The 24,273-nt window shown below is 28.5% G+C and carries 22 protein-coding genes; all 22 read right to left on the bottom strand.

Translation table 11 applies throughout. The annotated features are described in order from the left end of the window. Window positions 1-73: 73 nt before the first annotated feature. The 22 genes from KHQ81_00545 to KHQ81_00440 all read right to left on the bottom strand — a co-directional run bounded on the left by KHQ81_00545 (window position 74) and on the right by KHQ81_00440 (window position 23,959). Window positions 74-2,077 (bottom strand): beta-propeller domain-containing protein, encoded by a 2,004-nt coding sequence (locus KHQ81_00545; protein QVK18241.1) that lies wholly within the window; start codon window positions 2,075-2,077, stop codon window positions 74-76. Between the two features lie 9 nt (window positions 2,078-2,086). Then, a complete protein-coding gene (locus KHQ81_00540) occupies window positions 2,087-2,452 on the bottom strand; it encodes a hypothetical protein (protein QVK18240.1) in 366 nt (121 codons plus the stop codon). Window positions 2,453-2,461: 9 nt separating this feature from the next. Then, window positions 2,462-2,941 (bottom strand): sigma-70 family RNA polymerase sigma factor, encoded by a 480-nt coding sequence (locus KHQ81_00535; GenBank protein ID QVK19510.1) that lies wholly within the window; start codon window positions 2,939-2,941, stop codon window positions 2,462-2,464. Between the two features lie 141 nt (window positions 2,942-3,082). Continuing rightward, complete coding sequence (locus tag KHQ81_00530; protein QVK18239.1) at window positions 3,083-4,786, bottom strand: beta-propeller domain-containing protein; 1,704 nt, start codon at window positions 4,784-4,786, stop codon at window positions 3,083-3,085. A 49-nt stretch (window positions 4,787-4,835) separates the two neighbouring features. Next, complete coding sequence (gene prfA, locus KHQ81_00525) at window positions 4,836-5,909, bottom strand: peptide chain release factor 1 (GenBank protein QVK18238.1); 1,074 nt, start codon at window positions 5,907-5,909, stop codon at window positions 4,836-4,838. A gap of 93 nt (window positions 5,910-6,002) precedes the next feature. Continuing rightward, the gene (locus KHQ81_00520; protein ID QVK18237.1) at window positions 6,003-6,374 is read right to left on the bottom strand and encodes a hypothetical protein; all 372 of its coding nucleotides are present in this window, start codon (window positions 6,372-6,374) and stop codon (window positions 6,003-6,005) included. A 15-nt stretch (window positions 6,375-6,389) separates the two neighbouring features. Continuing rightward, a complete protein-coding gene (locus tag KHQ81_00515) occupies window positions 6,390-6,785 on the bottom strand; it encodes a DUF4870 domain-containing protein (protein QVK18236.1) in 396 nt (131 codons plus the stop codon). Between the two features lie 20 nt (window positions 6,786-6,805). Next, the gene (locus KHQ81_00510) at window positions 6,806-8,206 is read right to left on the bottom strand and encodes an MATE family efflux transporter (GenBank protein QVK18235.1); all 1,401 of its coding nucleotides are present in this window, start codon (window positions 8,204-8,206) and stop codon (window positions 6,806-6,808) included. 294 nt (window positions 8,207-8,500) lie between these two features. Further along, window positions 8,501-9,550, bottom strand: coding sequence for an IS1595 family transposase (locus tag KHQ81_00505; protein ID QVK18234.1), 1,050 nt, complete (start codon window positions 9,548-9,550; stop codon window positions 8,501-8,503). A 99-nt stretch (window positions 9,551-9,649) separates the two neighbouring features. Continuing rightward, the gene (locus KHQ81_00500) at window positions 9,650-12,529 is read right to left on the bottom strand and encodes a leucine-rich repeat protein (GenBank protein QVK18233.1); all 2,880 of its coding nucleotides are present in this window, start codon (window positions 12,527-12,529) and stop codon (window positions 9,650-9,652) included. A 216-nt stretch (window positions 12,530-12,745) separates the two neighbouring features. Next, complete coding sequence (locus tag KHQ81_00495) at window positions 12,746-14,812, bottom strand: leucine-rich repeat protein (protein QVK18232.1); 2,067 nt, start codon at window positions 14,810-14,812, stop codon at window positions 12,746-12,748. Between the two features lie 195 nt (window positions 14,813-15,007). Further along, window positions 15,008-16,342 (bottom strand): replicative DNA helicase, encoded by a 1,335-nt coding sequence (gene dnaB / locus KHQ81_00490; protein ID QVK18231.1) that lies wholly within the window; start codon window positions 16,340-16,342, stop codon window positions 15,008-15,010. Window positions 16,343-16,368: 26 nt separating this feature from the next. Next, window positions 16,369-16,812 carry a 50S ribosomal protein L9 gene (gene rplI / locus KHQ81_00485; protein QVK18230.1) on the bottom strand — a complete coding sequence of 148 codons (444 nt, stop codon included), beginning with the start codon at window positions 16,810-16,812 and terminating at the stop codon, window positions 16,369-16,371. Beyond that, complete coding sequence (locus KHQ81_00480; protein ID QVK18229.1) at window positions 16,790-18,778, bottom strand: DHH family phosphoesterase; 1,989 nt, start codon at window positions 18,776-18,778, stop codon at window positions 16,790-16,792. Before KHQ81_00480 ends, rplI begins: the two co-directional genes overlap by 23 nt. 252 nt (window positions 18,779-19,030) lie before the next feature. Continuing rightward, entirely contained in the window at window positions 19,031-19,612 is a 582-nt protein-coding gene (locus KHQ81_00475) for a hypothetical protein (GenBank protein ID QVK18228.1), read from the bottom strand. 121 nt (window positions 19,613-19,733) lie between these two features. After that, complete coding sequence (rpsR, locus tag KHQ81_00470; GenBank protein ID QVK18227.1) at window positions 19,734-20,003, bottom strand: 30S ribosomal protein S18; 270 nt, start codon at window positions 20,001-20,003, stop codon at window positions 19,734-19,736. Between the two features lie 17 nt (window positions 20,004-20,020). After that, on the bottom strand, window positions 20,021-20,521 hold the full coding sequence (ssb, locus tag KHQ81_00465; GenBank protein QVK18226.1) for a single-stranded DNA-binding protein: 501 nt from the start codon (window positions 20,519-20,521) through the stop codon (window positions 20,021-20,023). Between the two features lie 16 nt (window positions 20,522-20,537). Next, complete coding sequence (locus KHQ81_00460; GenBank protein ID QVK18225.1) at window positions 20,538-20,825, bottom strand: 30S ribosomal protein S6; 288 nt, start codon at window positions 20,823-20,825, stop codon at window positions 20,538-20,540. Between the two features lie 135 nt (window positions 20,826-20,960). Beyond that, window positions 20,961-21,626: a DUF624 domain-containing protein gene (locus KHQ81_00455; protein ID QVK18224.1), complete on the bottom strand. Its 666-nt coding sequence runs from the start codon at window positions 21,624-21,626 to the stop codon at window positions 20,961-20,963. Between the two features lie 208 nt (window positions 21,627-21,834). Next, entirely contained in the window at window positions 21,835-22,194 is a 360-nt protein-coding gene (locus KHQ81_00450) for an Hpt domain-containing protein (protein ID QVK18223.1), read from the bottom strand. A gap of 70 nt (window positions 22,195-22,264) precedes the next feature. Next, window positions 22,265-23,185: a cation transporter gene (locus tag KHQ81_00445; GenBank protein QVK18222.1), complete on the bottom strand. Its 921-nt coding sequence runs from the start codon at window positions 23,183-23,185 to the stop codon at window positions 22,265-22,267. Window positions 23,186-23,605: 420 nt separating this feature from the next. Beyond that, window positions 23,606-23,959: a hypothetical protein gene (locus tag KHQ81_00440; GenBank protein QVK18221.1), complete on the bottom strand. Its 354-nt coding sequence runs from the start codon at window positions 23,957-23,959 to the stop codon at window positions 23,606-23,608. Window positions 23,960-24,273: the final 314 nt, after the last annotated feature.

Genomic DNA, 24,273 nt, shown 5'->3' with positions numbered 1-24,273 from the left:
TTTTTCAATATGTCCTTGACATAGGGTACAGTTTAATATTGTGTATCTTTTTTTGTATAAATATTATTTCTTATTATTTTGCTTCATCTGTTTCAGGATATCCCCACCAATAATAATAATGATGTGGATCAAATCCTAAATCTAATGTATTTAGTTCTTCAAAAGTTGTTAAACTATGTGCTTGTATTTTTGAGTATGAAACAGTATATAAATTATTCTCAATATAAATACCTCTTAGAATTTGATATCCATATTGATAACCATTTTCTTTTTCAGTATCAAAATGCGTTATATCTGTTTTAAAAGTAAATCCATTTTCTAAATCGACTTGATAAACTTTATAAGATTGATGACGATAATAATGATATTTTCCCTCTTCATTATGATAGGATGAGAAAGTCAGTGGAAAGGCGATTAAATTTCTTGCTTTACTAAATAACATCGCTTTATGATTATAACTTAATTCTGAATAAGCATAACCACCCTCACCAAATGGTAAGATTTCATTAAATAAAGCTACTGGATTTTCAGGGTCTTCCACATCAAACATGGACATCTTAATTCCTGTAATTCTGGTCACTTCATTATCACCATACATCACGGTTGTTGTATCAAAACCAAACCCTATGATGTGATTTTCATCATATGGATGTAGATAAGTACTATATCCAGGTATTTTTAATTCTCCTAATATTTTTGGATTTCTAGGGTCTTTTACATCAATCACAAAGAATGGGTCAATTTGTCTAAAGGTCACAAGATAAATTCGTTCTCCCATAAAACGTGCTGATTGAATACGCTCATTTTTCGCTATTCCTTCTACCTTAGATAATAATTCTAAATTTTCATCATAAATGTATAGGTTATTTGATGAACCATCACCCCACCACCTATTACCACTTGTCGTTGCGATTCTAAAGGTGTTTTGATATTCATCCATTGAAAACTGATTATTAACATAACCTTTCACTTTTACACTCTTACTTTCACCGAACTGTTCATCAGTATAATTAATTTTAGTGACAATCGTTTGATTTTCTTCAACTACTTTTTCTTCTGTAGTAGTCACCACTTCTTCATCCGAAGAGATTACATCTCCTGTACTACCATTTGTATTACCTTCTTCATCTGGAGAAACTGCATCATCATCACTTGATTTACTTTCACTTGTAACTGGTTCCTCAGCGTCATCCTCTATAAAGAATGCATAATGATAGATATATTGAGCAACATACACATTTTCCTGTGATACATAAACATTATTTGCTGAACCTAAATAAGTATATTGATCAAAATGATTATTAGGATTATCTAAATTAAATTTTAGTAAAGAAACAAAACTATTTGGATAAGTCCCTTCTTGATAATGGATATCTTCGTAAGACATGTTGTGCTTAGTATCATTGATACTTACTTCAGGTAATTTTAATGAATCAGTATCTTTAGGATTATAATAGATATACTGATTAGATATCACTAATAATTCACCATTTACTTTACGTGTTGTTGTTATATAACCATCAACATCAATAATATCTTTAGGTGTTTCATAATTTGTTTTATCATAAATGATGATTCTAGAAGTTGGCTCATAATAGTAACGGTAGTTTTCATCCCGATTATAATCTATTCCGATTACAATAAGGTAATCATTATCAACATATAATGAATTTGGATAAAAACCATCTTCATAAGTTATTGTATGAGTAAGATTCATTTCACTTACTGGATAAGCTTTAGATATTAGAACTTTATTACGGACTGGTAAATAGATATAAGTCCCATCTGTTTTAACAATATCGGCCTCATCAACCCCTGTGACTTGTGTATTCGTTTTAGAATAATCACGGTCTTGATTACTACTATTTTCATCACTACTTTTTTCAGTACCTTCTGCAGCATCTCCATATATCGCGATATTACTATCATGTTTTTGATATTTTTCTAATAAACGAATCAAGTCTTCTTTTGAAGAAATATTTACTTCTGTTTCTGTCTTTTTATTTAATTGTCCCTCACAACTAAATAAAAACAAGAAAGAAAACATAATCATAAAACTCAATACTATTTTTTTCATACTACCTCCTTAAGGATTTATTTGACAATCATCATTCGACTCCAATTCAGATTCTGATGACTGATCGAAATCATATTCATTTTTTGCTGGACATTGTGTAAGTGATCTAGGATTTGTTGTGGGTGTAATCTTTTTAGGATTATTTTGACTTAGATAGGAATTAATACTTATCGTAAATATAATCACTAATAGTGAAAAAACGGTTGCTGTCTTCATAAAATTTCTTTTTATAAAAATGAAAATATTATTTTCGTTTAAAATTCCATTTTCACTCTTTTGAATTGCTTTTAAGGTTCTCTTTTTTAATTGATTACTTACTTGTATATGTTCTAAATTTTCATCAATAATTTGTTTTAATTCATCTAATTCATTCATCTTTTCACCTCACAAAACTTGTTTTAATAATGATCTTGCCCGAGACAATAAACTACCAACAGTCCCTGTTGTCGTCTCTAAAATAGAAGCAATCTCAGCAACACTAAATCCATTATAATAATATAATAAAATGACTTCTTTATATTTATCAGGTAAGGTTAATACCCCTTGATATATTTCTTTTTTATTTATCGCTTCTTCAACATAATCTATTCCTTCATTTCTAGTAAATATGTCATCTGTATCATAAAAAGATACTTTTTTAATCCAATTGTTTTTTAACATGTCTTTGCAGACATTCACTGTAATTCTAATAATCCAAGTCTTTTCACTACTTTCATGTCGAAAACTATCCCACTTATGATAGATTTTGATAAATACTTCTTGAAAGGCATCTTCTGCTAACTGTTTATCTTTTAAATACATATAGGACAGGCGTAATACATCATTTCCATAATCTTGAATTAATCGTTCAATATCTTTTTCAATTTGTGACTGTTCCCTCAAGATGCCACTCCTCTCATCAATTAGACGAATCTAATTTACTATTTATTGCACTATATCCTTATTATATACAAAAAAATTATTAATGAAAAGTCATAGTTAAAAAAGTTACTTTAATAGTAACTTTTATAAATGTACTTCATTAATTAATCGCAACTTATTTAAGGAATTTTCTTTAATCAACTTATCAGAAACTGTATATATCTTATTATTAATAATTAAACCACGTTTAATATCATCATCTACATTATTAAACATCGCTTTTTCATAATGACTGATTTTACCGAGTTTTTTTAACCCTTTCGTATCCACATGATAAATAGAGTAAAACTGTTTATAATAGGCAACTTCCTTTCCTTTTTCATTAATCCAATAGACAATCGGAAATCCTAGAATATTTTTATCTCTATCTAATAATAATGACTGACAATCATATAACACATCGGTATAGGCACTGTTGTAATCTTTATACATGATCGTATCTTTGGAAATAATGGTTACCTTATGTGGGTCTTCTACATCATATAAAGAAACTTTTAAACCAATCGATTGTTTATTATTATTTAACACTAAACCAAAAGCAAGAATATGATTCTCATCATATGGTACAAAATTTGTATTATACCCTTCAAACTTTAATTCATTAATAATTTTTGGCTTTTTCTCATTTTTTAAATCAATCACATAAAACGGATCTAATATATTAAATGTCTCTATATAGGCTTTATCTTTAATAAAAACTGCTGCTTGAATTTCATTTCCTTCTGAAAAGTTTTCTAACCGACCAACAATCTTCATATCATCATTTAAAATATACACATGATTACTCTCTTTTGTATTCTTTTCATCATGTGTTGAGGTTGCCACCCGTAAATTACCTTTATATTCATTTAATGAATATTGATCTAAGACATATCCAGAAACTTCTTGTAACCCTGATATATTTAAATTTTGATTATTAATTTTTATTAAAATTGTTTTATTGGAATTACCTGTGTCTTTCGCATACCGTTCTTCAGCAATATAGATATGCGCTGGAGAAAAATACAATACTTGCCCTAATCCTAAATAACTCATTATCTTTGGATCATCTTTTTTATTTATATTGGTTTTCATTATATTCACATAATTATTTGGATAGGTATTTTTAACATAATAAATACTTGAATAAGGTACGTATTTTGTTACTCCATTATACCGATAGATAGGTCGTTCCTTTGTTTTCATTTTATGATCAAGTATTTTAGACGATACAATAAATAATTCATCATTTATTAAGCGACTAGTTATATAAGTCGCATCCATCTGAAAATTTTTAAATTCACTATAATCCCCCTTATTATAAATATAACCTCGTGTTTTCTTTCCTGCCTCCCCAATAACGATTAACTTCTCATTAGTAACATATAAAAACATCGGTCTAAAAGGTTGACCTATATAAGTAATTTCATGAATCACATCTAAATCTTTAACTTGCGTTATCACTACTTTACTACCCGAAATACTGTAAATATTCTCATCATCTGTAATGACTTGATTAGGTTCTCTTAAATTCTCATCTAATACTTTGTATGGATTTAATGTCCGTGTTAATTGAACATCATTTTCTAATACCTGATTACTATAATTTTTCCATATCTCACTGATTTGTTCTGGGGTTTCCATTTTTACATAGGTCACATTTGTTTTTTTTATGTTTGTGAGTAAGTAAACTGAAGAAACACCAATAAGCGCTAATAAAAATAAGGTAATAAAATTTATTTTAATTTTATTTTTTAATATTAAAATATATAAAACACCTATTATAATTAAAACTACTATTCCATGCATAAAAAAATCCACCTCATTATATTATGAGTGGATTTTTAGGATACAATACTTATTGTTGATTTGGATCTTCTGATAATTGACGCTTTTGATCCTCAGTTATCAACGCCTCAACAATAGGACCAACTTTTCCTTCCATTACACGATCTAATTGTTGAATCGTAAATCCAATACGATGGTCTGTTACACGATTTTGTGGATAATTATACGTTCTTATTTTTTCACTACGGTCTCCTGAACCAATCTTAGAGCGACGTTCTTCGCCTTCTTTTTCATTCTTTTCGCGCATAATTAAATCATAAAGACGTGCACGTAATACCTTTAAGGCATTAGCTTTATTTTCATGTTGTGATTTTGCATCTTGACATGAAACAACTAAACCAGTTGGCGTATGCGTCACACGAATGGCTGACTTGGTTGTATTAACAGATTGGCCACCAGGACCTGATGAACAGAACGTATCAATTCTAACATCCTCTAAATTTAATTCAACTTCAACTTCTTCTGCTTCTGGCATTACTAAAACAACCGCTGTTGAAGTATGAACACGCCCTTGTGTTTCCGTTTGTGGAACACGTTGGACACGATGAGCACCTGATTCATATTTCAAATAGGAATAAACAGATTCTCCTGAAACCATGAACTCAATTTGTGAGAACCCACCAGCATCACTTTCTTCAACGTTTAATATTTCAATTTTCCAATTATGGGTTTCTGCATATTTACAATACATGCGATATAAATCACCTGCGAAAATATTAGCTTCATCTCCACCTGCTGCACCACGAATCTCAACAATTACGTTTTTCTCATCATTCGGGTCTTTTGGAATTAATAATATTTTTAGTTCTTCTTCTAATTCTGGTAATTTAGGTTTTAACTCTTCTAATTCCATTTCTGCCATCTCGACAATTTCTGGTTCATCATCATCTAACATTTGTTTCAAATCTTTTACTTGATCTTCAATTGATTGATATTCTTTATATTTTTGTACAACTTTATCTAATGAACTTAATTCCTTTGATAATTCTTTTAATTTTTTAATATCAGTTGCTATTTGTGGGTCCGCTAATAAATGATTTACTTTATTATAACGCTCAACTATTGCGTCTAATCTTTCAAACATACAAATTCCTCCTTGGGATTCATTCCGACACTATATTATACTACATTTTTAATTAAATTAAAAGAAAGAACATGACTGTTCTATCTTTTATCTTTAAAATACATGAACAACTAGTTCAGGTCGATACTTTTTATTATTTAGAGCAGCAATTAAACCAAATAAACATAGAATGGAAAAATAGATCAACCCTAAATACATAAATCTAAATATATCTACTTTAAATAACAGAAGCAATTGGTCAATGACTGTACCAACAACATGTATAATAACCGCTGTAAGCAATACATTAAAATAAACTTTACAATGCATTTTTGTAAATTTAGAACCAAATAACCAAAATAATAATGGCACAACTAAAGGAAAAAATCCTAAAGGATAAAAATAATCAATATACCCAACACATCCTAAAAGACCTAAAAACCAGACAATGATAGACAACGTGTTATTTCTTCCACGTGTAGCCATAACACCTCTCCTTTATTATTTTATAAATCGAATGGTAAAATGAGGTTTATATACATTCATTTCAGATGCTTTTAATAAACCAACAATTGGAATCGCCACATAATAACAGAAGACTACAGGATAAAGTAAAAATCCAATAAGTATAAAAGTAAAGACAGTCGAAATCATACCATATATCAGTAGAGATATTCCATAATTTAATGATTCTTTTGCGGTATCTCTTAAGAAATCATTTTTGTTTTCATAATAAAGATAAGCAATAATACCTGCGATTAGAGGAATTACAAAATTGGCAGCCCAAATCAGAATAGCAATTAATTTATCATCACTATTACTATTATTATCTAGTTTATCATCATCAACTGGAATGTAAGATTTGGTTTTTTCATCATATTCATATTTTTGTGACATATAATCAACCCCTTATTTTTTTATACCTTTATTTTATCACTTGAATAAGCTTTTGACAAATCAATATTTTTAAATAAGGTACTATTTCTAATATATAGTTTAAACCAAATATAAATGACTACTCCTTTTAAAATAGAGGAAATTGATATTGCTATCCATATGCCATTTAATCCATAGAACCTAATAAAGAAATAAGCTAAAGGAATTCTTAAAGCATTAAATAACAAGCTAACAATAGACTGTGGAATGGTTTTTCCTAAACCATTAAAGGCACCACCAATTAAAGCTTCAATTATCATAAATAACTGTGAAAATGCTAGAATATGTAAATAATCAATTCCTCTAATAATCGCTTCACTATCATCTGTAAATATTCTAAAAATACCTTCAGCTAGAAAAAACATAATAACAGAAATAATAACACCATAAATCGTCATCGATAAAAGTGAATATCTGATTCCTTTTAATACCCGTTTTGGTTGATTAGCACCATAATTTTGTCCTACAAAAGCACCAAGTGCTGTTTGAAAACCACCAGCGACAAGCCACGATAATGATTCAATTTGAGAGCCAATCTTTTGAACCGCATTGGCTGATTTATTATATGGGCTTACCATACCAGCAATATACATAGAAATAAAAGTAAATAAAGCACTTTGTATGGCAACAGGAAAACCTAACCGTAAAATAGCTAGTGCTTTTTCTTTATCAATTCCTTTAAAAAAATGGGCTTTACTTAATAAAGTATTCTTCTTATAAAAATAAATGACAAAAATTAATGAGACAGTAAATTGAGAAATGACCGTAGCAATAGCTGCTCCCGTAATGTCTAAATGAAAAACTTTGATCAAAATTGGATCAAGTATCATATTTAAAACTAATCCTGTTGCACTTATAATGAATGGAATTTTTGTATTTCCAGTTCCATTAAGGGTAGCACTAAATACAGGATTTACTAAATAAAACACTAATCCAAAAGAAATTATCTTAAGATATAATACTGCATTATTAAATACATCTATTTCTTCAATATTAAATAAACCCATCCAGAAAGGGGCAAAAGAAAAAATGATAATTGCATATATAAGCGCTAATATTACTTCAAGTTGTACACCAGTTCTCGCATAAATTCGGGCACTATTTTCATCTTGACGACCAACTGATTGAGAAACATAAACTTCTGTTCCAATTTTAACGAGTAAAACAATAGCGATACCTAACCAAGTGAAAAACCCTCCAAAACCAGCACTAGCAATATAACCCGTATTAATATCTTTAATTGTTGTAGCTCTACCTAACCAAAGCAAATCTGTTAAGTTATAAGCCATTTGCATCAATGATGTTAACATGACTGGTAATGAAACTTTTAATAATTGAGGTAATATATCTCCACGGGTGAGATTATATTTATTATTTGTCATACTATAAGTTCTCCTTCACAAAACTTAATCTATTATACCCAATTTCAGCTAATTCAACAATGGATTTGCATCATTTTATTCTTAATTATTATACCAAATATTATCGATTACAAACCAGACATAAATATCAAACAAAAAAGGTTTAATAATTATTCATGGATATCCTATTCATTAATAATCTAGAAAAAATACGAAAAGAAAGAAGTCACAAAAATATGACTTCTGTTTATCTTTTATAATAAAAATTATATAGATTTAATTAATTAACGTTCTTTTCAATTTAAGTGTTGATGATTATGCAAAGATCCCATATCGATATTCATAATAAGCATCTTTTAAAGATATTGGATAATCAAAATTTAACGTATCCTTATTAGATAAATGATGATTGTATTTTAATAAGTTATACATTATATTTGCATGATCTTTTCGATTAGTTCTATAATGTAATTGTTTTTTATATAGGTAAAATGATAAGTAATCTTGTAAATGTCTTATAGATACACCATGACTATTTTTTATAATCTTAGTAATCCCGGTAGCCAATTGATTAATATCACCTAAACTATTACCTAGATTAGTAGTATAACGTTTTTTATTAGCTATCACAGGAACTTTATCATTCTTAACACCTAAATTATTCGCAAATTGTTGAATACATGGTTTACTGTCAGAAATAATTAAAGTTGTATCCATAAATTTATCGGTATATTTAGTGTATTTTTCCATTGATTCCGATCCAACTCCAGCTATCTCAAGCAACATATTATCATTTTCATCGATTGCAGCAACAATACAAACTTTATGATGAGATATTCCTGAATAAGCAGATGTATTACCTCTTTTTTTACTATGTCTAGGCATATTTGATGGTTTGGTTCCTTTAAGATTTATCTTTGTATAAATACAATCTAATTCAACTTTACTAGATAAAGTTTCCTTCATCTTTAAGTTTCTGATTGCTTTATAAAGCTTATGTCGCATATAAAAACAAGTTGTGATACTTAAATTATTATAATAAGCAGTTTCTTTTAAAGATAATCCTGATATTTCACAATCAATAAATTTTAGCCATATATCTTCAGTACATCTACTTCTATAAAGAAGAGTGTTAGATGTATCACAAAATGATTTATTACACTCGCGACAAATGTATCTTTGAATTCCTTTGTTTGTTTTTCCATTTTTAACAAACTCAACTGAACCACAATGTGGACAATTCAAACAAATATCGCTTTTAGATTCTATAGGGTTATTGAAAGACATAATGAAACTAAAAACATCTTCATAATTCTTTATAGATAGTTTATTTAATTCATTAATTAAATCTATTTTATTTATCATTCTAATTACCTCACTTTATAATTTCATTATAAAGTGACTTATTACATCATAGATGTAACAATAAAAAAATATCAACACTTAAATTGAATTTAGCGTAAATTAATTATTATTCTCAATTGTGTAAATAATACTAGCATATTTAGGCCATGCATCTTTATAAATACTAATATAATCAGATGGAACATAGATTTTTAAATTACTATTCGAAACTCCTATATTTTCTATTAATGGTGGAGTCGTAGCATTTATTATAATACTTGTTAAACTCGTTGCTCCTTCAAATGCATGATTTCCTATTGTTGTTACACTGTCTGAAATTGTTAGATTCATTAAACTTGTTTCTCCTTCAAATGCATGACTACCAATGGTTGTTACACTGTTTGGAATTGTAAAGGTTATTTCATTTTTTCCTTTTGGATAAGTTATAATTGCTGTTTGATTTTTATTAAATAAAACTCCATCCTTAGAACTGTATTCAAGATTATCAACATCTACATTTATACTTGTTAAACTTTCTGCACCTTCAAATGCAGACCATCCTATGGTTGTTACACTATATGAAATTGTTATACTAGTTAAACTTGTTACTTTATAAAACGCATAAGATTCTATTGTTTCTACGCTGTCCGGAATTGTATAAATTATTTCATTTTTTCCTGCTGGATAAGCAATTATTGTTGTTTGATTTTTATTAAATAAAACTCCATCTTTTGAACTGTATTCAGGATTATTAACACCTACATTTATGCTTGTTAAACTTGTTGCTCCAACAAATGCATAATTACTTATGATTGTTACACTATCTGGAATTGTATAAGTTATTTCATTTTTTCCTGCTGGATAAGCAATTATTGTTGTTTGATTTTTACTAAATAAAACTCCATCTTTTGAACTGTATTCAGGATTATTAACATCTACATTTATACTTACTAAAGTTGTTGCTCCTTTAAATGCATAAGATTCTATCGATATTACACTATCTGGAATTGTTATACTCGTTAAACTTCTTGCTCCTTCAAATGCATAAGATTCTATTGTTTCTACACTATCTGGAATTATAATACTTGCTAAACTTGTTGCTCCTTTAAACGTTCTAGATTTTATTTCTTTTACACTATTTGGAATTGCTATACTCGTTAAACTTGTTGCTCCTTCAAATGCAGACCAACCAATGTATGACAATTGACTTTCTTCTTCAAATATTATTGTCCTTAAACTTGTTACTCCTTTAAACGTTTTAGATTTTATTTCTTTTACACTATTTGGAATTGTTATACTCGTTAAACTTGTTGCTCCTTCAAATGCACCCTCACCTATTGTTGTTACACCATCTGGAATTGTTATATTTGTTAAACTTGTTGCTCCTTTAAATACATAGTAACCTATACTTGTTAATTGACTTCCTTCTTCAAATATTACGGTTTTTAAACTTGTTGCTCCTTCAAATGTACCCATACCAATTATTGCTACACTGTTTGGAATTGTTATACTTGTTATACTTGTTGCTCCTTTAAATGCATAATTACCTATTGATGTTACACTATTTGGAATTGTGAAACTTGTTAAATTTGATGCTTTATAAAATGCAAAATCATCTATTCTTATTACACTGTCTGGAATTGTTATACTCTCTAAATTTGTTGCCTTATAAAATGCATAATTACCTATTCTTGTTACACTGTCTGGAATTGTATAGGTAGCTTCATTTTTACCTGCTGGATAACAAATAATTTTAGTTTGATTTTTATTTAATAAAACTCCATCTTTAGAACTATATACAGGATTATCTACTTCAACTTTTATACTTTCTAAACTTGTTGCTCCTTTAAATTCCTGATTACTAATATATGTTACACTATCTGGAATTGTATACGTAGTTTCATTTTTTCCTGCTGGATAACAAATAATTTTAGTTTGATTTTTATTTAATAAAACTCCATCTTTAGAACTATATACAGGATTATCAACATCAACATTTATACTTTTTAAACTTGTTGCTTCTGAAAATACATTATTACCTATTGATGTTACACTACTAGGAATAGTTATATTAGTTAAACTTGTTGTATTGTCAAATGCACGCGATCCTATAGTTGTTACACTACTTGGGATTGTTATATTTTTTAAACTTCTTACTCCTGAAAATGCACCCTGTTCTATTGTTGTTACACTATTTGGAATTGTTATACTTGTTAAATTTTTTGCTTCCGCAAATGAGGAAAATTCTATTGTTGTTAATTGACTACCTTCTTCAAATATGACTGTCGTTAGATTTGAATCTAAATAAAATGCAAAACCACCTATGGTTGTTATACTATTTGGAATAGTTACACTTTTTAAACTTGTTACTCCTGAAAATGCATAAGAATCTATTGCTGTAACTGCACGCCCATTGTAAACTTTTGGAATCAAAAGATAAGGGTATGAACCGCTATATCCTTCTACAGAATAAGTATTATCTTCTAAAAGAGTATACTTCAAACCTTCAGTTGAAAGTTCTATCCATTTTGCATATAATGTGATATCTTCTTTTGGTATTGATGTAAAATCATAAACTGTTGTTATATCACTATCACTATACCATCCACCAAACGCATATCCTGTTTTAGTTGGATCATTTGGTTTAGTTACTTTTGTGTTATAGTCTTGAGTTATTGATGATACTTCTGTTCCACCATTACTATTAAATGTTATGGTATATCGCTTGATATTCCATTTAGCATATAAGGTGATATCTTTTTTTGGTATTTTTGTAAACTCATAAATCGTTGTTATATCACTATCACTATACCATCCATCAAAAAAGTATCCTGTTTTAGTTGGATCATCCGGCTTAGTTACTTTTGTGTTATAATCTTGAGTTATTGATGATACTTCTGTTCCACCGTTACTATTAAATGTTATTGTTGTTGAATTATCACATCCTACAATAATAGTTGATAAAAAACAAACAAAAATAATTACTAATAATTTTTTCATAAAACCCTCCGTATCTATTGTTATATTTATATTAACTTCCTAATATATATTTTTTTTGATTTCTTAATAATCAAGTAACTCTATCTCCATTAATTTCCATACTTCCACTAACCTTTTGTAAAAGATGTCTTGAGTAATTAACTTGTAGGAGTAACCACAAAATAATCGATACTCGTCTATAAAATTATTCGTAATTATATTTAATTACTAGAATAATTACGATTCTGAAATCGGGTAAATAATACTGCTATAAAATGACCATGCTTCTTTATAATCATCAACAGAATCAGTTGGAACATAGATTTTTAAGTTACTATGTTTAACTACAGGATAATTTATTGTTGGTGGTGTTGTAGCAGTTATTATGATACTTGTTAAACTTGTTGAAAATGCATCATCTCCTATTGTTGTTAATTGACTTTCTTCTTCAAATATTACTGTTGATAGACTTCTTGCTCCACTAAAAGCATTTTCACCTATTGTAGTTACACTTTTTGGTATAGTTATACTTGTTAAACTTATTGTAGAAAAAAATGAACCTGGTCCTATTGTTGTTAATTGACTTTCTTCTTCAAATATTACTGTTGTTAAACTTACCGCGCCAGCAAATGCAGCTTCTCCGATTGATGTAACACTTTTTGGTATTGTTATACTTGTTAAATTTCTTGTACAATTAAATGCGAACCATCCTATTGTTGTTAAATTATTAGGTAATGTTATACTTTTTAAACCTGTTTCAGAAAATGCAGCATAACCTATTGTTGTTAATTGACTTCCTTCTTCAAATATAACATTTGTTAGACTTGTTATACCACGAAAAGCATTTTCACCTATTGTTACTACACTTTTTGGTATTGTTATACTAGATAAACTTGTTCCAAAAAATGCGTAATCTCCTATTGTTGTTAATTCACTTCCTTCTTCAAATATAACATTTGTTAGACTGGTTATACCATGGAAAGCATAATTTCTTATTGATGTCATTCTTTTTGGTATTGTTATATTAGTTAAACATGTTCCAGAAAATGCGTAATCTCCTATTGTTGTTAATTGACTTTCTTCTTCAAATATTACTGTTGATAGACTTCTTGCTCCATGAAAAGCATATTCACCTATTGTAGTTACACTTTTTGGTATAGTTATACTTGTTAAACTTATTGTAGAAGAAAATGAACCTGGTCCTATTGTTGTTAATTGACTTTCTTCTTCAAATATTACTGTTGTTAAACTTACCGTACCAGCAAATGCAGATCTTCCGATTGATGTAACACTTTTTGGTATTGTTATACTTGTTAAATTTCTTGTACAATGAAATGCCAACCATCCTATTGTTGTTAAATTATTAGGTAATGTTATACTTTTTAAGCCTGTTTCAGAAAATGCAGCATAACCTATTGTTGTTAATTGACTTCCTTCTTCAAATATTACTGTTGTTAAACTTGTTACATCTAAAAAAGCATTATCACCTATTGTTACTACACTTTTTGGGATTGCTATACTAGATAAACTTGTTCCAAAAAATGCGTAATCTCCTATTGTTGTTAATTGACTTCCTTCTTCAAATATAACAGTTGTGAGACTTGTTATACCATGAAAAGCTGAATTTCTTATTGTTGTTACACTTTTTGGTATTGTTATACTTGTCAAACCTGTCCCATAAAATGCCATAGTATTTATTTCTGTTACTAAACATCCATTGTAAACACTAGGAATAACAACATTATGGTCTGACCCACTATATCCAGTTACAGAATATGTATTATCTTCTAAAAGGGTATACCTCAAACCTTCAGTTGAATATTCTATCCACTTTGCATATAATGTGATATCTTCTTTTGGTATTGTTGTAAACTCATAAACTGTTGTCAAATCACTATCACTGTACCATCCATCAAAGGTATATCCTATTTTAGTTGGATCATTTGGTTTTGTTACTTCTGTGTTATAATCTTGTGTTATTGATGATACTCCTGATCCGCCATTACTATTAAATGTTATTGTATATTGCTTTATGGTCCATTTAGCATATAATGTAATGTTTCTTTTTGGCATTGTTTTAAACTCATAAACTGTTGACAAATCCCTATCACTGTACCATCCATCAAAAACATACCCTGTTTTACTTGGGTCGGTTGGCTTTGTTACTTTTGTGTTATAGTCTTGAGTTATAGATGATACTTCTGTTCCACCGTTACTATTAAATGTTATTCTTGTTGAATTATCACATCCAACGATAATAGTTGATAAAAAACAAATAAAAAGAATTACTAATAATTTTTTCATAACAAATCCTCCTGTATAATAGTATAAATACTATAATTACGTAAACATAATTACTACATAATATTTTATCACTAGTACGTTTATTATCAATACTTTTAATGATATCATTTATTAATTTGTGTTTTTTGTACTAAATCCACTAATTTCGCAGGTGAAATTTATTGTTAATTATAAAAAAAGAGCACATTTGTGCTCTTATTCATTATGATAATTATCGATATCAGAAAATGAACTACATTGTCTATTAAAAAACAAAGATACTTCACCTGTAGGTCCATGTCTATGCTTCGCGAAAATAACATCCACTTGACCTGGTCTAGGTGAATCTTTATGATAGTAGTCATCACGATATAAAAAGGATACGATATCAGCATCTTGCTCAATACTTCCTGATTCACGCAAGTCTGCCATAATTGGTTTTTTATCTTCTCTATTTTCAACTTGACGAGATAATTGAGCACAAGCTACCACTGGTACCTTGAACTCACGAGCGATTTCTTTTAGCGTTCTTGAAATTTCAGAAACTTCTTGAACCCTATTCCCACCATTTTTAGCACTACCTGTTAATAACTGTAAATAATCGATAATAATGAGTCCTAAACGATTATCCTTTGTCTGAACTAATTTACGGCACTTCGCTCTTACTTCACTAACCTTAATACCTGGTGTATCATCTATATAAATATGATAACGAGCTAACGTATCACAAGCTACTAATAAACGATTGATTTCATTCCCATCTAATTGCCCTTTTCTTAAGTTCTGAGCATCAATTTGGGCTTCACTTGTTAATAATCGATTGACAAGCTGTTCTGCACTCATCTCTAAACTAAAAATAGCGATTCCAGGATCATTATTATACTTTGAGACATTTTTAGCCACATTTAATACAAATGCAGTTTTCCCCATCGCTGGACGAGCTGCCAAAATAAATAAATCTTCATTTTGTAAGCCTAATGTTAATCCATCGAAACGACTAAATCCAGTCTGTAATCCTGTAATTTCCATCCCATGTTCTGATTGTGCTTTAATCTTTTCAAAAACTTCATGAACGACATTACTAATTTCTTTAAAATCAGAAGCACTTCGATTTCTAGCGACCAACATGATTTTCTTTTCAGCATCATCTAACAAATCATCTAAATGAATATCACCATTTGTTGCTTTTTGTGCAATTTGATTTGCGGTATCAATTAATTTACGAGCAATTGCTTTTTCTCGAACAATCTCCACATAGGAATCAATATTGGCTGTTGTTGGAACAATTTCTGTTAACTCAATTAAGTACTCCATCCCACCGACTTCTAAATATTGATTTTTATTTTTTAATATGGTTGTAATTGTCGTAATATCAATTGGTTTACCAATTTCAGTTAATTCAACAATTGCTTTATATAAAATTTGATGACGCATTTGATAAAAATCTTCTGGCTGTATATTATCACCAATTTGAACCATCACACGATTATCTAGAAAAATCGAACCGATGATGGATTGTTCCGCTTCGTTATTAAATGGAACAGCATTCATACTACCACCCACAATTATCTAAACTATTATTTATTCGTTAATAATACTTGAAATTCAGCGACAACTTCATGATGAAGTTGAACTTTAACCTTTGTATATCCTAAAGTTTTAATACTATCATCTAACATTATTTTACGTTTATCTAATTTAACACCGAATTGCTTTTCAAATTCTTCAACGATTTGTTTGGTACTAACAGACCCAAATAATCGACCATCTTCACCAACAGTTACTTTAAAGATTAACTGTTTATTATCTACCACTGTTTTTAATTCTTTAGCTTCCTTTAAAGCTTTTCTTTCAGCTTCTAATTTAGCTTTTTTATCCTCTTCTAATTTCTTTATATTCCCACCACTAGCAGGAACTGCTTGATTTTTACTAATTAAGAAATTAGCATATCCATCAGCTACATTAATAACTTGTCCTTTTTTTCCTTTATTTTTAACGTCATTCAACAATATTACTTTCATTATTTTCTTCCTCCTCTAAATATTCATCAATTTTCTCAGTTAATAAGTAATACGCATCTTGTAAGGTCATATCAGTTAACTGCGTGGCAGCATTATTAAAATGACCTCCACCACCTAATTTCTCCATTATTACTTGACAGTTTACTTCACCAAACGAACGAGAACTAATTCCAATTAAATTTGCATCCACTTTACCAATGACAAAAGAGGCTTTCACATTCTCAATCATTAGTAACCAATCGGCTGTTTGGGCTAATTTAACCTTAGTTAAATTGTTAATATTATCCGCAACGACAATTGCCATATTTTCTTTGGTGATTTCAACTTTCTCAAATAATTCAGCACGCAACATATGTTCTTCATAACTTTCACGAAGCATCGTTTGTACTGATAATGTATCTGCTCCTTGCTTACGTAAGTACGATGCCGCTTCAAAAGTACGACTTCCTGTACGATAAGTAAAGTTATTCGTATCAACAATAATTCCTGCCAACATCACCGTTGCATCTAAATCACTAATTTGGACTTTAGAAGGATAATATTCAATCAATTCAGAGATCAACTCAACGGTTGATGAAGCATATATTTCTGTATAAATAATATCCGGTGATTCTATAAATTTAGTACCACGACGATGATGATCAATCACCGCTAAACTTTTCACTTTATTTAATAATTTAGGTTCAATAACTAAACTTGGATTTTGCGTATCAACCACAATAAGTAATGTTCTTGAAGTAACTAAATCAAGCGCAATTTGTGGTGTAATAATTTTATTTAAAATCGGACTATCATTTTCATGCAGATAGGTTAAAACTTTTCCCAAAGTTTTATCAATTTCTTTGGTATCAATTACCACAAAACATTCTTTTTCACTTTTTTTAATAATATTATAGATTCCTACACAAGCACCAAAGCTATCAACATCAGGAATCTTATGACCCATAACAATGACTTGATCCACTTTATCAACAAGTTCTGATAAATCTTGTGCAACTACCCGTGATCTAACACGATTTCTTTTCTCTATAATATTAGATTTTCCACCATAGAAACGAATATCCTTTTCTCCAATAATGACAGCGACTTGGTCACCACCACGGCTTTGTGTTAATTCTAACGCTTCTAAAGCTTTATCATTTAATGTTACTAAATTATTTTGATTGAAACTAATCCCAATACTTATCGTTAAATTAGAATCAAATTGTTCTGAAATCTTTTTGATTCTCTGTAATATATCAAATTTATTCGCAATCATTTTATGCAAAACATTTGACTCAATTAATAATAAATACCGACCTTCAGAATATGTTTTAATAAATATATTTTGTTCACTAGCATATTTAATTAACATCGAATTAACGCGACCCATAAACAAATAACGTTTCTGTTCCGTTAAATCTCTAATCGCTTCATCCATGTTATCTAAAACTAAGTATCCAACCGCTAATTGTTTACTTTCATAGTTTCTTATTTTTGATTCTCGCTCAGTAATGTCAATTAAATACAGTGTTCTGTATGATGGGACATGAACGACTTCAAATATTTTCCCACTCATCTCAATGACATAATTTTCTAAACTTAATTTTTCATAAAGTGTTGTATCTAAATCACCTAAATGTTTACCTATAATCTTTGTTCCAAGTACTTTTCTTGTAAAGAAATTTACCCACTCAACGATGAATTTTTCATTATATACTATAATCGCTACAGGAAAATTATTAAATGTACTTGAACCGATTTTCCGAATTTGATAACCTAATTCATCAATCGATTTTGTTTTACTATCATGTGTATAATATCGATACAAAAAAAGAACTTGTGTTACCATCATAATGACCAAAAGAATACAAAGTGATATAATTTCTGTTCTAGGATTCATCACAATAGTTAAAATGATATAGGCAAATACTAATATATAAAACATTATCACAAATGATAACCTTTTTTTATACTTATTTTCCATAAGAATAGCACCTCTTGTCTATTTACCACAAAAAGTTGGTTACACCTTTTCATTCAACATATTATAGCATATTTTATTTGATAAAACAATTTTATGTCAATCCGTCTATAGTATAACCAAAAAATTAAAATATGTGAAAAGAAATTACCTAAGCATGGATTTATAAAACATAAATCTAGATAACCTAGAAATATCTTCTAATTAATCTATGGTAAAAAAAAGACAACATAAAAATAAATGTTGTCTATATTACTATAGTTCTCTTTTTGTTACACCATCAATTAAATACGCACCTTTTTTAATAATGAAACCTTCTTCTTTATCCGGTAATATTAAAATACTATAGTTTAAATCTTCTGCATCAATATCATCAGGTGAAAACTCTATTTGTCCTTCATTTTCACAAATAGCATAATCAAAAGGCATATTATGATAACAGCGTTTTATGAATTCAACTAACAACACTTCTTGTTTATCATAAGCTATCTTTTTTCTAAAGACATCTTCAAATAACTCTATTAAAAAACCAAAATGGGTATTTTCTTTATAAAAAATAATATTTATCATTTGATTCGAAATCCCTAAAAAAGGACACATTAAAAGGATATTTCCATAATCATATTTTGTCATGATATGATAATCCTTATCTGTGATATCCCGATACAATAATTTCTTTTCAATAGATTCTTTACCATCCATTTCCGTACACATTTTATAAATTAGTACAGAATAATCATTTAATTGTAAACTTTCAACAAGATACTTAAACATCTTTTCTTTTAAGTTCAACTTGTTATTTCTAAATACAAAACCAACAGAAATATAGCTCCCCATCTTATTTCTCCTATCGTATCTGATAATTCTATTTTATAATAATAAATCAAACAATAAAAGAAATATTTTAGAAAAATCTAAAAAAAGCAATAAAAAAAACCCCTTTTAAGGGGTCATATAATTAATCTCTTGTAAATGGTAACAATGCAACATGTCTTGAGCGTTTAATCGCAGTTGTTAATTCACGTTGATGTTTTGCACAAGTTCCTGTCACACGTCTTGGTAAAATTTTACCACGGTCAGATACATATTTTCTTAATAAATCAGAATTTTTATAATCTATAGAAACATGTCTGTCTTTAGCGTCATGATTTTTGTTGTGAACACAAAAACTACAAACTTTACGACGGCGACCTCTACCTCTAAAATTACGACGTGGTCTTTCAGCCATTGTTTACTACCTCCTTCTTAGAATGGTAAATCATCCTCTGATATATCTACATTAGGATTATCTTCAAAGTAATTATCTTTTGGTTTTGAATAATTATTATGATTGTTATTGTTAAAATTAGGTTGTTCTCTATTTATATTAAAAGTTGGTTGTGGTTGTTGTGGTTGTTGATAACTATTATTACTTGTATTTTGACTTCTAGATGATTCTAAAAAGACAACATTTTCACAAATAATTTCTGTAATATAACGTTTCGTTCCATCTTGAGCATTATAAGAACGATTTTGAATACGACCATCCACACTAATTAATTGACCTTTTTTAACATAACGTCCAACGATTTCAGCTAATTTACGATAACAAACACAGTTAAAGAAATCTGTTTCTCTTTCTCCATTTGATGATGTATAATTTCTGTTTACAGCTAGTGAGAAAGTTCCCACAGATATGCCTGTAGTTGTAACCCTGATTTCAGGATCTTTTGTTAATCTTCCGATTAATACTACTTTATTTAACATTTAATCCACATCCTTTTTATTCTTCATCTTTAATGATGATGTAACGGATGATATCTTCACTAATACGCGCTAAACGCTCAAATTCATTAACTGCTTCAAGTGGCGCATTAACTTGCATAACAACATAATGTCCTTTACGTAAATCGTTGATTTCATAAGCTAGAGTTTTTAATCCCCAGTTATCCACTTTCACGATTTCCGCTTTACGCTCTGTTAAAATATTAGTGAAATTTTCAATTACTTGTTTTCTTGATTCATCATCTAAATTCGGACGAATAATAAACATAATTTCGTATTTTCTCATTCTGACACCTCCTTTTGGTCTATGGCCCACATAACATGAGCAAGGAATGCGTTATACGCCTAATATATTATTAGGTGATAACCCACAACTATGTATTATATCATTAATATTTTGATTTGTAAATAAAAATCACAATTAATCAATGTAGTCATATATATCTAAAGGGGTCTTATCTTTTAAAACCTTATCATATCTAGGTTTCATCACTTTAATTGAGAGGTAAGCAAGTAATGAAACAACTAGTAAGAAAATAAGTGGTATAATAAAAGGATACATGAAAAGAACTAGGGTTACTAACCCATAGATTAAAAGTAAAAAAAGCGAACGAAATGGGTAGGCTAATGCAAAAAGAAAAGCATATTTAATGATTTGAAAGGCATTAAATTTTGGGAAATAAATAAATATCATAAATACCTGAAGAAAAGTAAGTAAATAAACTAATATAAGAATGCATGTTAACCAAAACCCTATACTACTAACATAATTTTGAAGATGATTGATATAATAGATTCTAAAATTAAAATAAAGACCCAAACCCATTATAAGCATCAATAAAAATACAATCTGACCTTTCCAATATTTCTTTTTTAATATAGTCCAAAATGATTTGAAAACTGGAAACTCTGATTCCTTCATCAAAGAATAAACTAATATAAATAAACTTATTGTTGCTGGTAAAAATGTTAAAAATCCTAACCCAATAATCAATGAAAAAAACCATAAACAATTGATTACCATTAATTTATAAAGTATATCAAAAAATGAATATGCTTTACTATTGGCATATTTCTCAAAATCCATTATTATCACCTTTACATCATAGTATAAACATTTTAACATAAAAAAAAACGAAAAAGAAGTACTCCAATATCTTTTTCGTTAATCCAATGATAATATTGTATTATGAATACTTAACTCTATTTTTGATAGAATTTTCATCATTAAAAAACAAAAACAATAGAATACTACTAATTCATAATTAATAGGTAAAATAATATTATATTAGTTCCTAATTATTCTGCATTTGGATTATTTTTAACTCTTTTAAAACTTGAGAGAAAATACTACTAAATTGTTTAAAATAGCGACTAATTAAATCATGGTTTCTTTTGATAATGGCATCTTCAAATAAACGAGAAACTTCATATAATTGAACAGAACCCAAATTTTTTGAAATACCTTTACATGTATGAACAAGAATTCGAACCTCATCCATATCTTCTTCCAATTTTTTTTCAATCTCTTCAATTAAATGACTTTGGTTCTCTAAAAAAACTGCAACCACTTTATGATATATTTGGTCATTACCTCCTATTAAATCTAAAGCGAAACTAACATCAACCACTTTTAACTCATCTAAAACAATCATGTGAAATCCCCCTTTATATTACCTCTATTATAGACAAAACATTAATTTTATTCAATAATATATTAATTTTTTATTTATTTAATATATATTTTTCAATAAAGGGTTCAATATGAACACTGATAAATGTTTCTTGACCAAATTCATCATGTACTTTATCTTCTAAAGTTGTCGCAATATCATGTGCTTGTTCGACATTTAAATCTTTATCAACTAAGATATGCACATCAATAGACACATAATACCCAATTCTTCTTGTTTTAATATTGTGATAGTCTTTTATTTGAGGAATACTTTTAATTGTTTCTTCAATTTTTTTCACTTCATCAACGGTTAGAGAGGTATCAATCAGTTGTTTATAACTTGATAATAAGATGCCAAATCCAACTTTAAAAATAAAAATACTTACGACAAATGAAGCAATTGGGTCACATACTGCAAAATCTTCACCAAAACTAATCGCTAATACAATCCCAATAAAGGCAGCTACAGAAGATAATGCATCCGTTCTGTGATGCCAAGCATTCGCGATAATGACTTCACTATTAATTTTTTTACCCACAGCCTTCGTTATATGAAAGATAATTTCTTTTAAAATAATAGAAGCAAGCACCGCAAATAAAACATAGAATTTAGGAACTAGTATTTTTTCACCTTCGAAGAAAAACTTGTAGATAGTGGTTCCACTTGATCTAAATAATGCAACACTGATTATTACGAGTAATAATCCAATGATTACAGTTGAGACTGTTTCTACTTTACCATGACCATAGTTGTGATCTTCATCAGCCGGTTTAGAGGTAAACTTAAACCCAATGATAACAATAATATCACTTATAAAATCGGATAAAGAATGGATAGCATCGGCAACTAGCGCAGCACTTCCTCCTAAGATACCCGCTAAAAATTTAAAAACAACCAATATAAAATTCACAAGCATTCCAAGCAGGGTAACTTTCTGTGCTTCTTTTTCCCTTCCAACAGTTGGCTGCATATAAAAACTCCCTTCATTTATTTCAATGATTATTAATAATTATACTATTTCCATTTTTAAAATCAATAAAACCAATCTACTTTATGTAAATAATCACTCTAATTGAAAATACCTATCAATTACAAACTATTATTGAAAATAATTCTCAATTAGCAACAAAACAAGAGTCATTAAACAGGCATCTAAAATAAGTATAATAATGAGACTAAAAAGAGCAAGTTTTTTCTTGCTCTTCAGTATTATTTTAATGGTGTTAATATTACTTCATAAACAATCTCTGTTTTTCCTGCACCATACGTTACCGAGGATGAAAACGTAAAAAGAGTGAGATCATTATTTCTCACTCTTTTTGGTTTATGCTAAAATGCTTCTTTAAATACATCTCTGATAAATAATAATAAACAACTTATATATACACAGTTAATTATTTGAAGAAATATTTTTTTTTAGAAAAATAGATAAGAAAATAATCATAATTAACCAAGTAAGATACAGATAGGCTCCACAAAATGGAATATTCTGATTAGTTTCAAAATCGATGATATTTTTCCTATATCTAATTAATAATAAGATAAGTACTAAGAATATTGTATTATTTACAATTAATACTCTATTAAAAATAGTTTTTAATACTAGAAAAACATGTAGATTACTTAGCATTAATAAGATAATAATTGAAATTAATAACAGTATTATGCTATCTAAGAAATTCATATCTATTAACATATTTAAAGTAAATACAACTATAAAGCTTATTTGAAAGAAATTTTTCAATTTATCTTCCCCTTTCAACAATATCTATAAAAATAGATTCAATCCATCTCTTAAGTTATGATAAATCAACTGTAGAGTAACCAACCTCCATTAATTTAAATTGTATTTTATGAAATTCTTTGTCAGGATAAGGCAAATGAAACAAATTTTTCATACCATTTTTTCTTCTTAGGAAAGATAAATCTAATATGTTCTTCACCAAATAATTCAATATAAGATGGATTTGCAGCTATATCTCTTTCACCAACACAACGTGATTCTTCATAACTAATATTTGTATCATATTTTTCTTTGGCATAATTAACCCAAAATAA

It is taken from the genome of Mycoplasmatota bacterium (assembly GCA_018394295.1).
Lineage (GTDB): Bacteria > Bacillota_I > Bacilli_A > Haloplasmatales > Haloplasmataceae > JAENYC01.
Note: the sequence above shows the minus strand (reverse complement) of the source record. Positions and strands in the feature narration are given on the sequence as shown.

Excerpts from the sequence above, each read along its gene's own strand:
- KHQ81_00510 (QVK18235.1), bottom strand. The coding sequence starts at position 8,206 with ATGACAAATAATAAATATAATCTCACCCGTGGAGATATATTACCTCAA.
- ssb (QVK18226.1), bottom strand. The coding sequence starts at position 20,521 with ATGTTAAATAAAGTAGTATTAATCGGAAGATTAACAAAAGATCCTGAA.
- KHQ81_00530 (QVK18239.1), bottom strand. The coding sequence starts at position 4,786 with ATGCATGGAATAGTAGTTTTAATTATAATAGGTGTTTTATATATTTTA.
- KHQ81_00475 (QVK18228.1), bottom strand. The coding sequence starts at position 19,612 with ATGGGGAGCTATATTTCTGTTGGTTTTGTATTTAGAAATAACAAGTTG.
- KHQ81_00515 (QVK18236.1), bottom strand. The coding sequence starts at position 6,785 with ATGTCACAAAAATATGAATATGATGAAAAAACCAAATCTTACATTCCA.
- KHQ81_00450 (QVK18223.1), bottom strand. The coding sequence starts at position 22,194 with ATGATTGTTTTAGATGAGTTAAAAGTGGTTGATGTTAGTTTCGCTTTA.
- KHQ81_00445 (QVK18222.1), bottom strand. The coding sequence starts at position 23,185 with ATGCAGCCAACTGTTGGAAGGGAAAAAGAAGCACAGAAAGTTACCCTG.
- dnaB (QVK18231.1), bottom strand. The coding sequence starts at position 16,342 with ATGAATGCTGTTCCATTTAATAACGAAGCGGAACAATCCATCATCGGT.
- KHQ81_00520 (QVK18237.1), bottom strand. The coding sequence starts at position 6,374 with ATGGCTACACGTGGAAGAAATAACACGTTGTCTATCATTGTCTGGTTT.
- prfA (QVK18238.1), bottom strand. The coding sequence starts at position 5,909 with ATGTTTGAAAGATTAGACGCAATAGTTGAGCGTTATAATAAAGTAAAT.
- KHQ81_00455 (QVK18224.1), bottom strand. The coding sequence starts at position 21,626 with ATGGATTTTGAGAAATATGCCAATAGTAAAGCATATTCATTTTTTGAT.
- rpsR (QVK18227.1), bottom strand. The coding sequence starts at position 20,003 with ATGGCTGAAAGACCACGTCGTAATTTTAGAGGTAGAGGTCGCCGTCGT.
- KHQ81_00480 (QVK18229.1), bottom strand. The coding sequence starts at position 18,778 with ATGGAAAATAAGTATAAAAAAAGGTTATCATTTGTGATAATGTTTTAT.
- KHQ81_00495 (QVK18232.1), bottom strand. The coding sequence starts at position 14,812 with ATGAAAAAATTATTAGTAATTCTTTTTATTTGTTTTTTATCAACTATT.
- KHQ81_00545 (QVK18241.1), bottom strand. The coding sequence starts at position 2,077 with ATGAAAAAAATAGTATTGAGTTTTATGATTATGTTTTCTTTCTTGTTT.
- rplI (QVK18230.1), bottom strand. The coding sequence starts at position 16,812 with ATGAAAGTAATATTGTTGAATGACGTTAAAAATAAAGGAAAAAAAGGA.
- KHQ81_00500 (QVK18233.1), bottom strand. The coding sequence starts at position 12,529 with ATGAAAAAATTATTAGTAATTATTTTTGTTTGTTTTTTATCAACTATT.
- KHQ81_00540 (QVK18240.1), bottom strand. The coding sequence starts at position 2,452 with ATGAATGAATTAGATGAATTAAAACAAATTATTGATGAAAATTTAGAA.
- KHQ81_00505 (QVK18234.1), bottom strand. The coding sequence starts at position 9,550 with ATGATAAATAAAATAGATTTAATTAATGAATTAAATAAACTATCTATA.
- KHQ81_00460 (QVK18225.1), bottom strand. The coding sequence starts at position 20,825 with ATGAGAAAATACGAAATTATGTTTATTATTCGTCCGAATTTAGATGAT.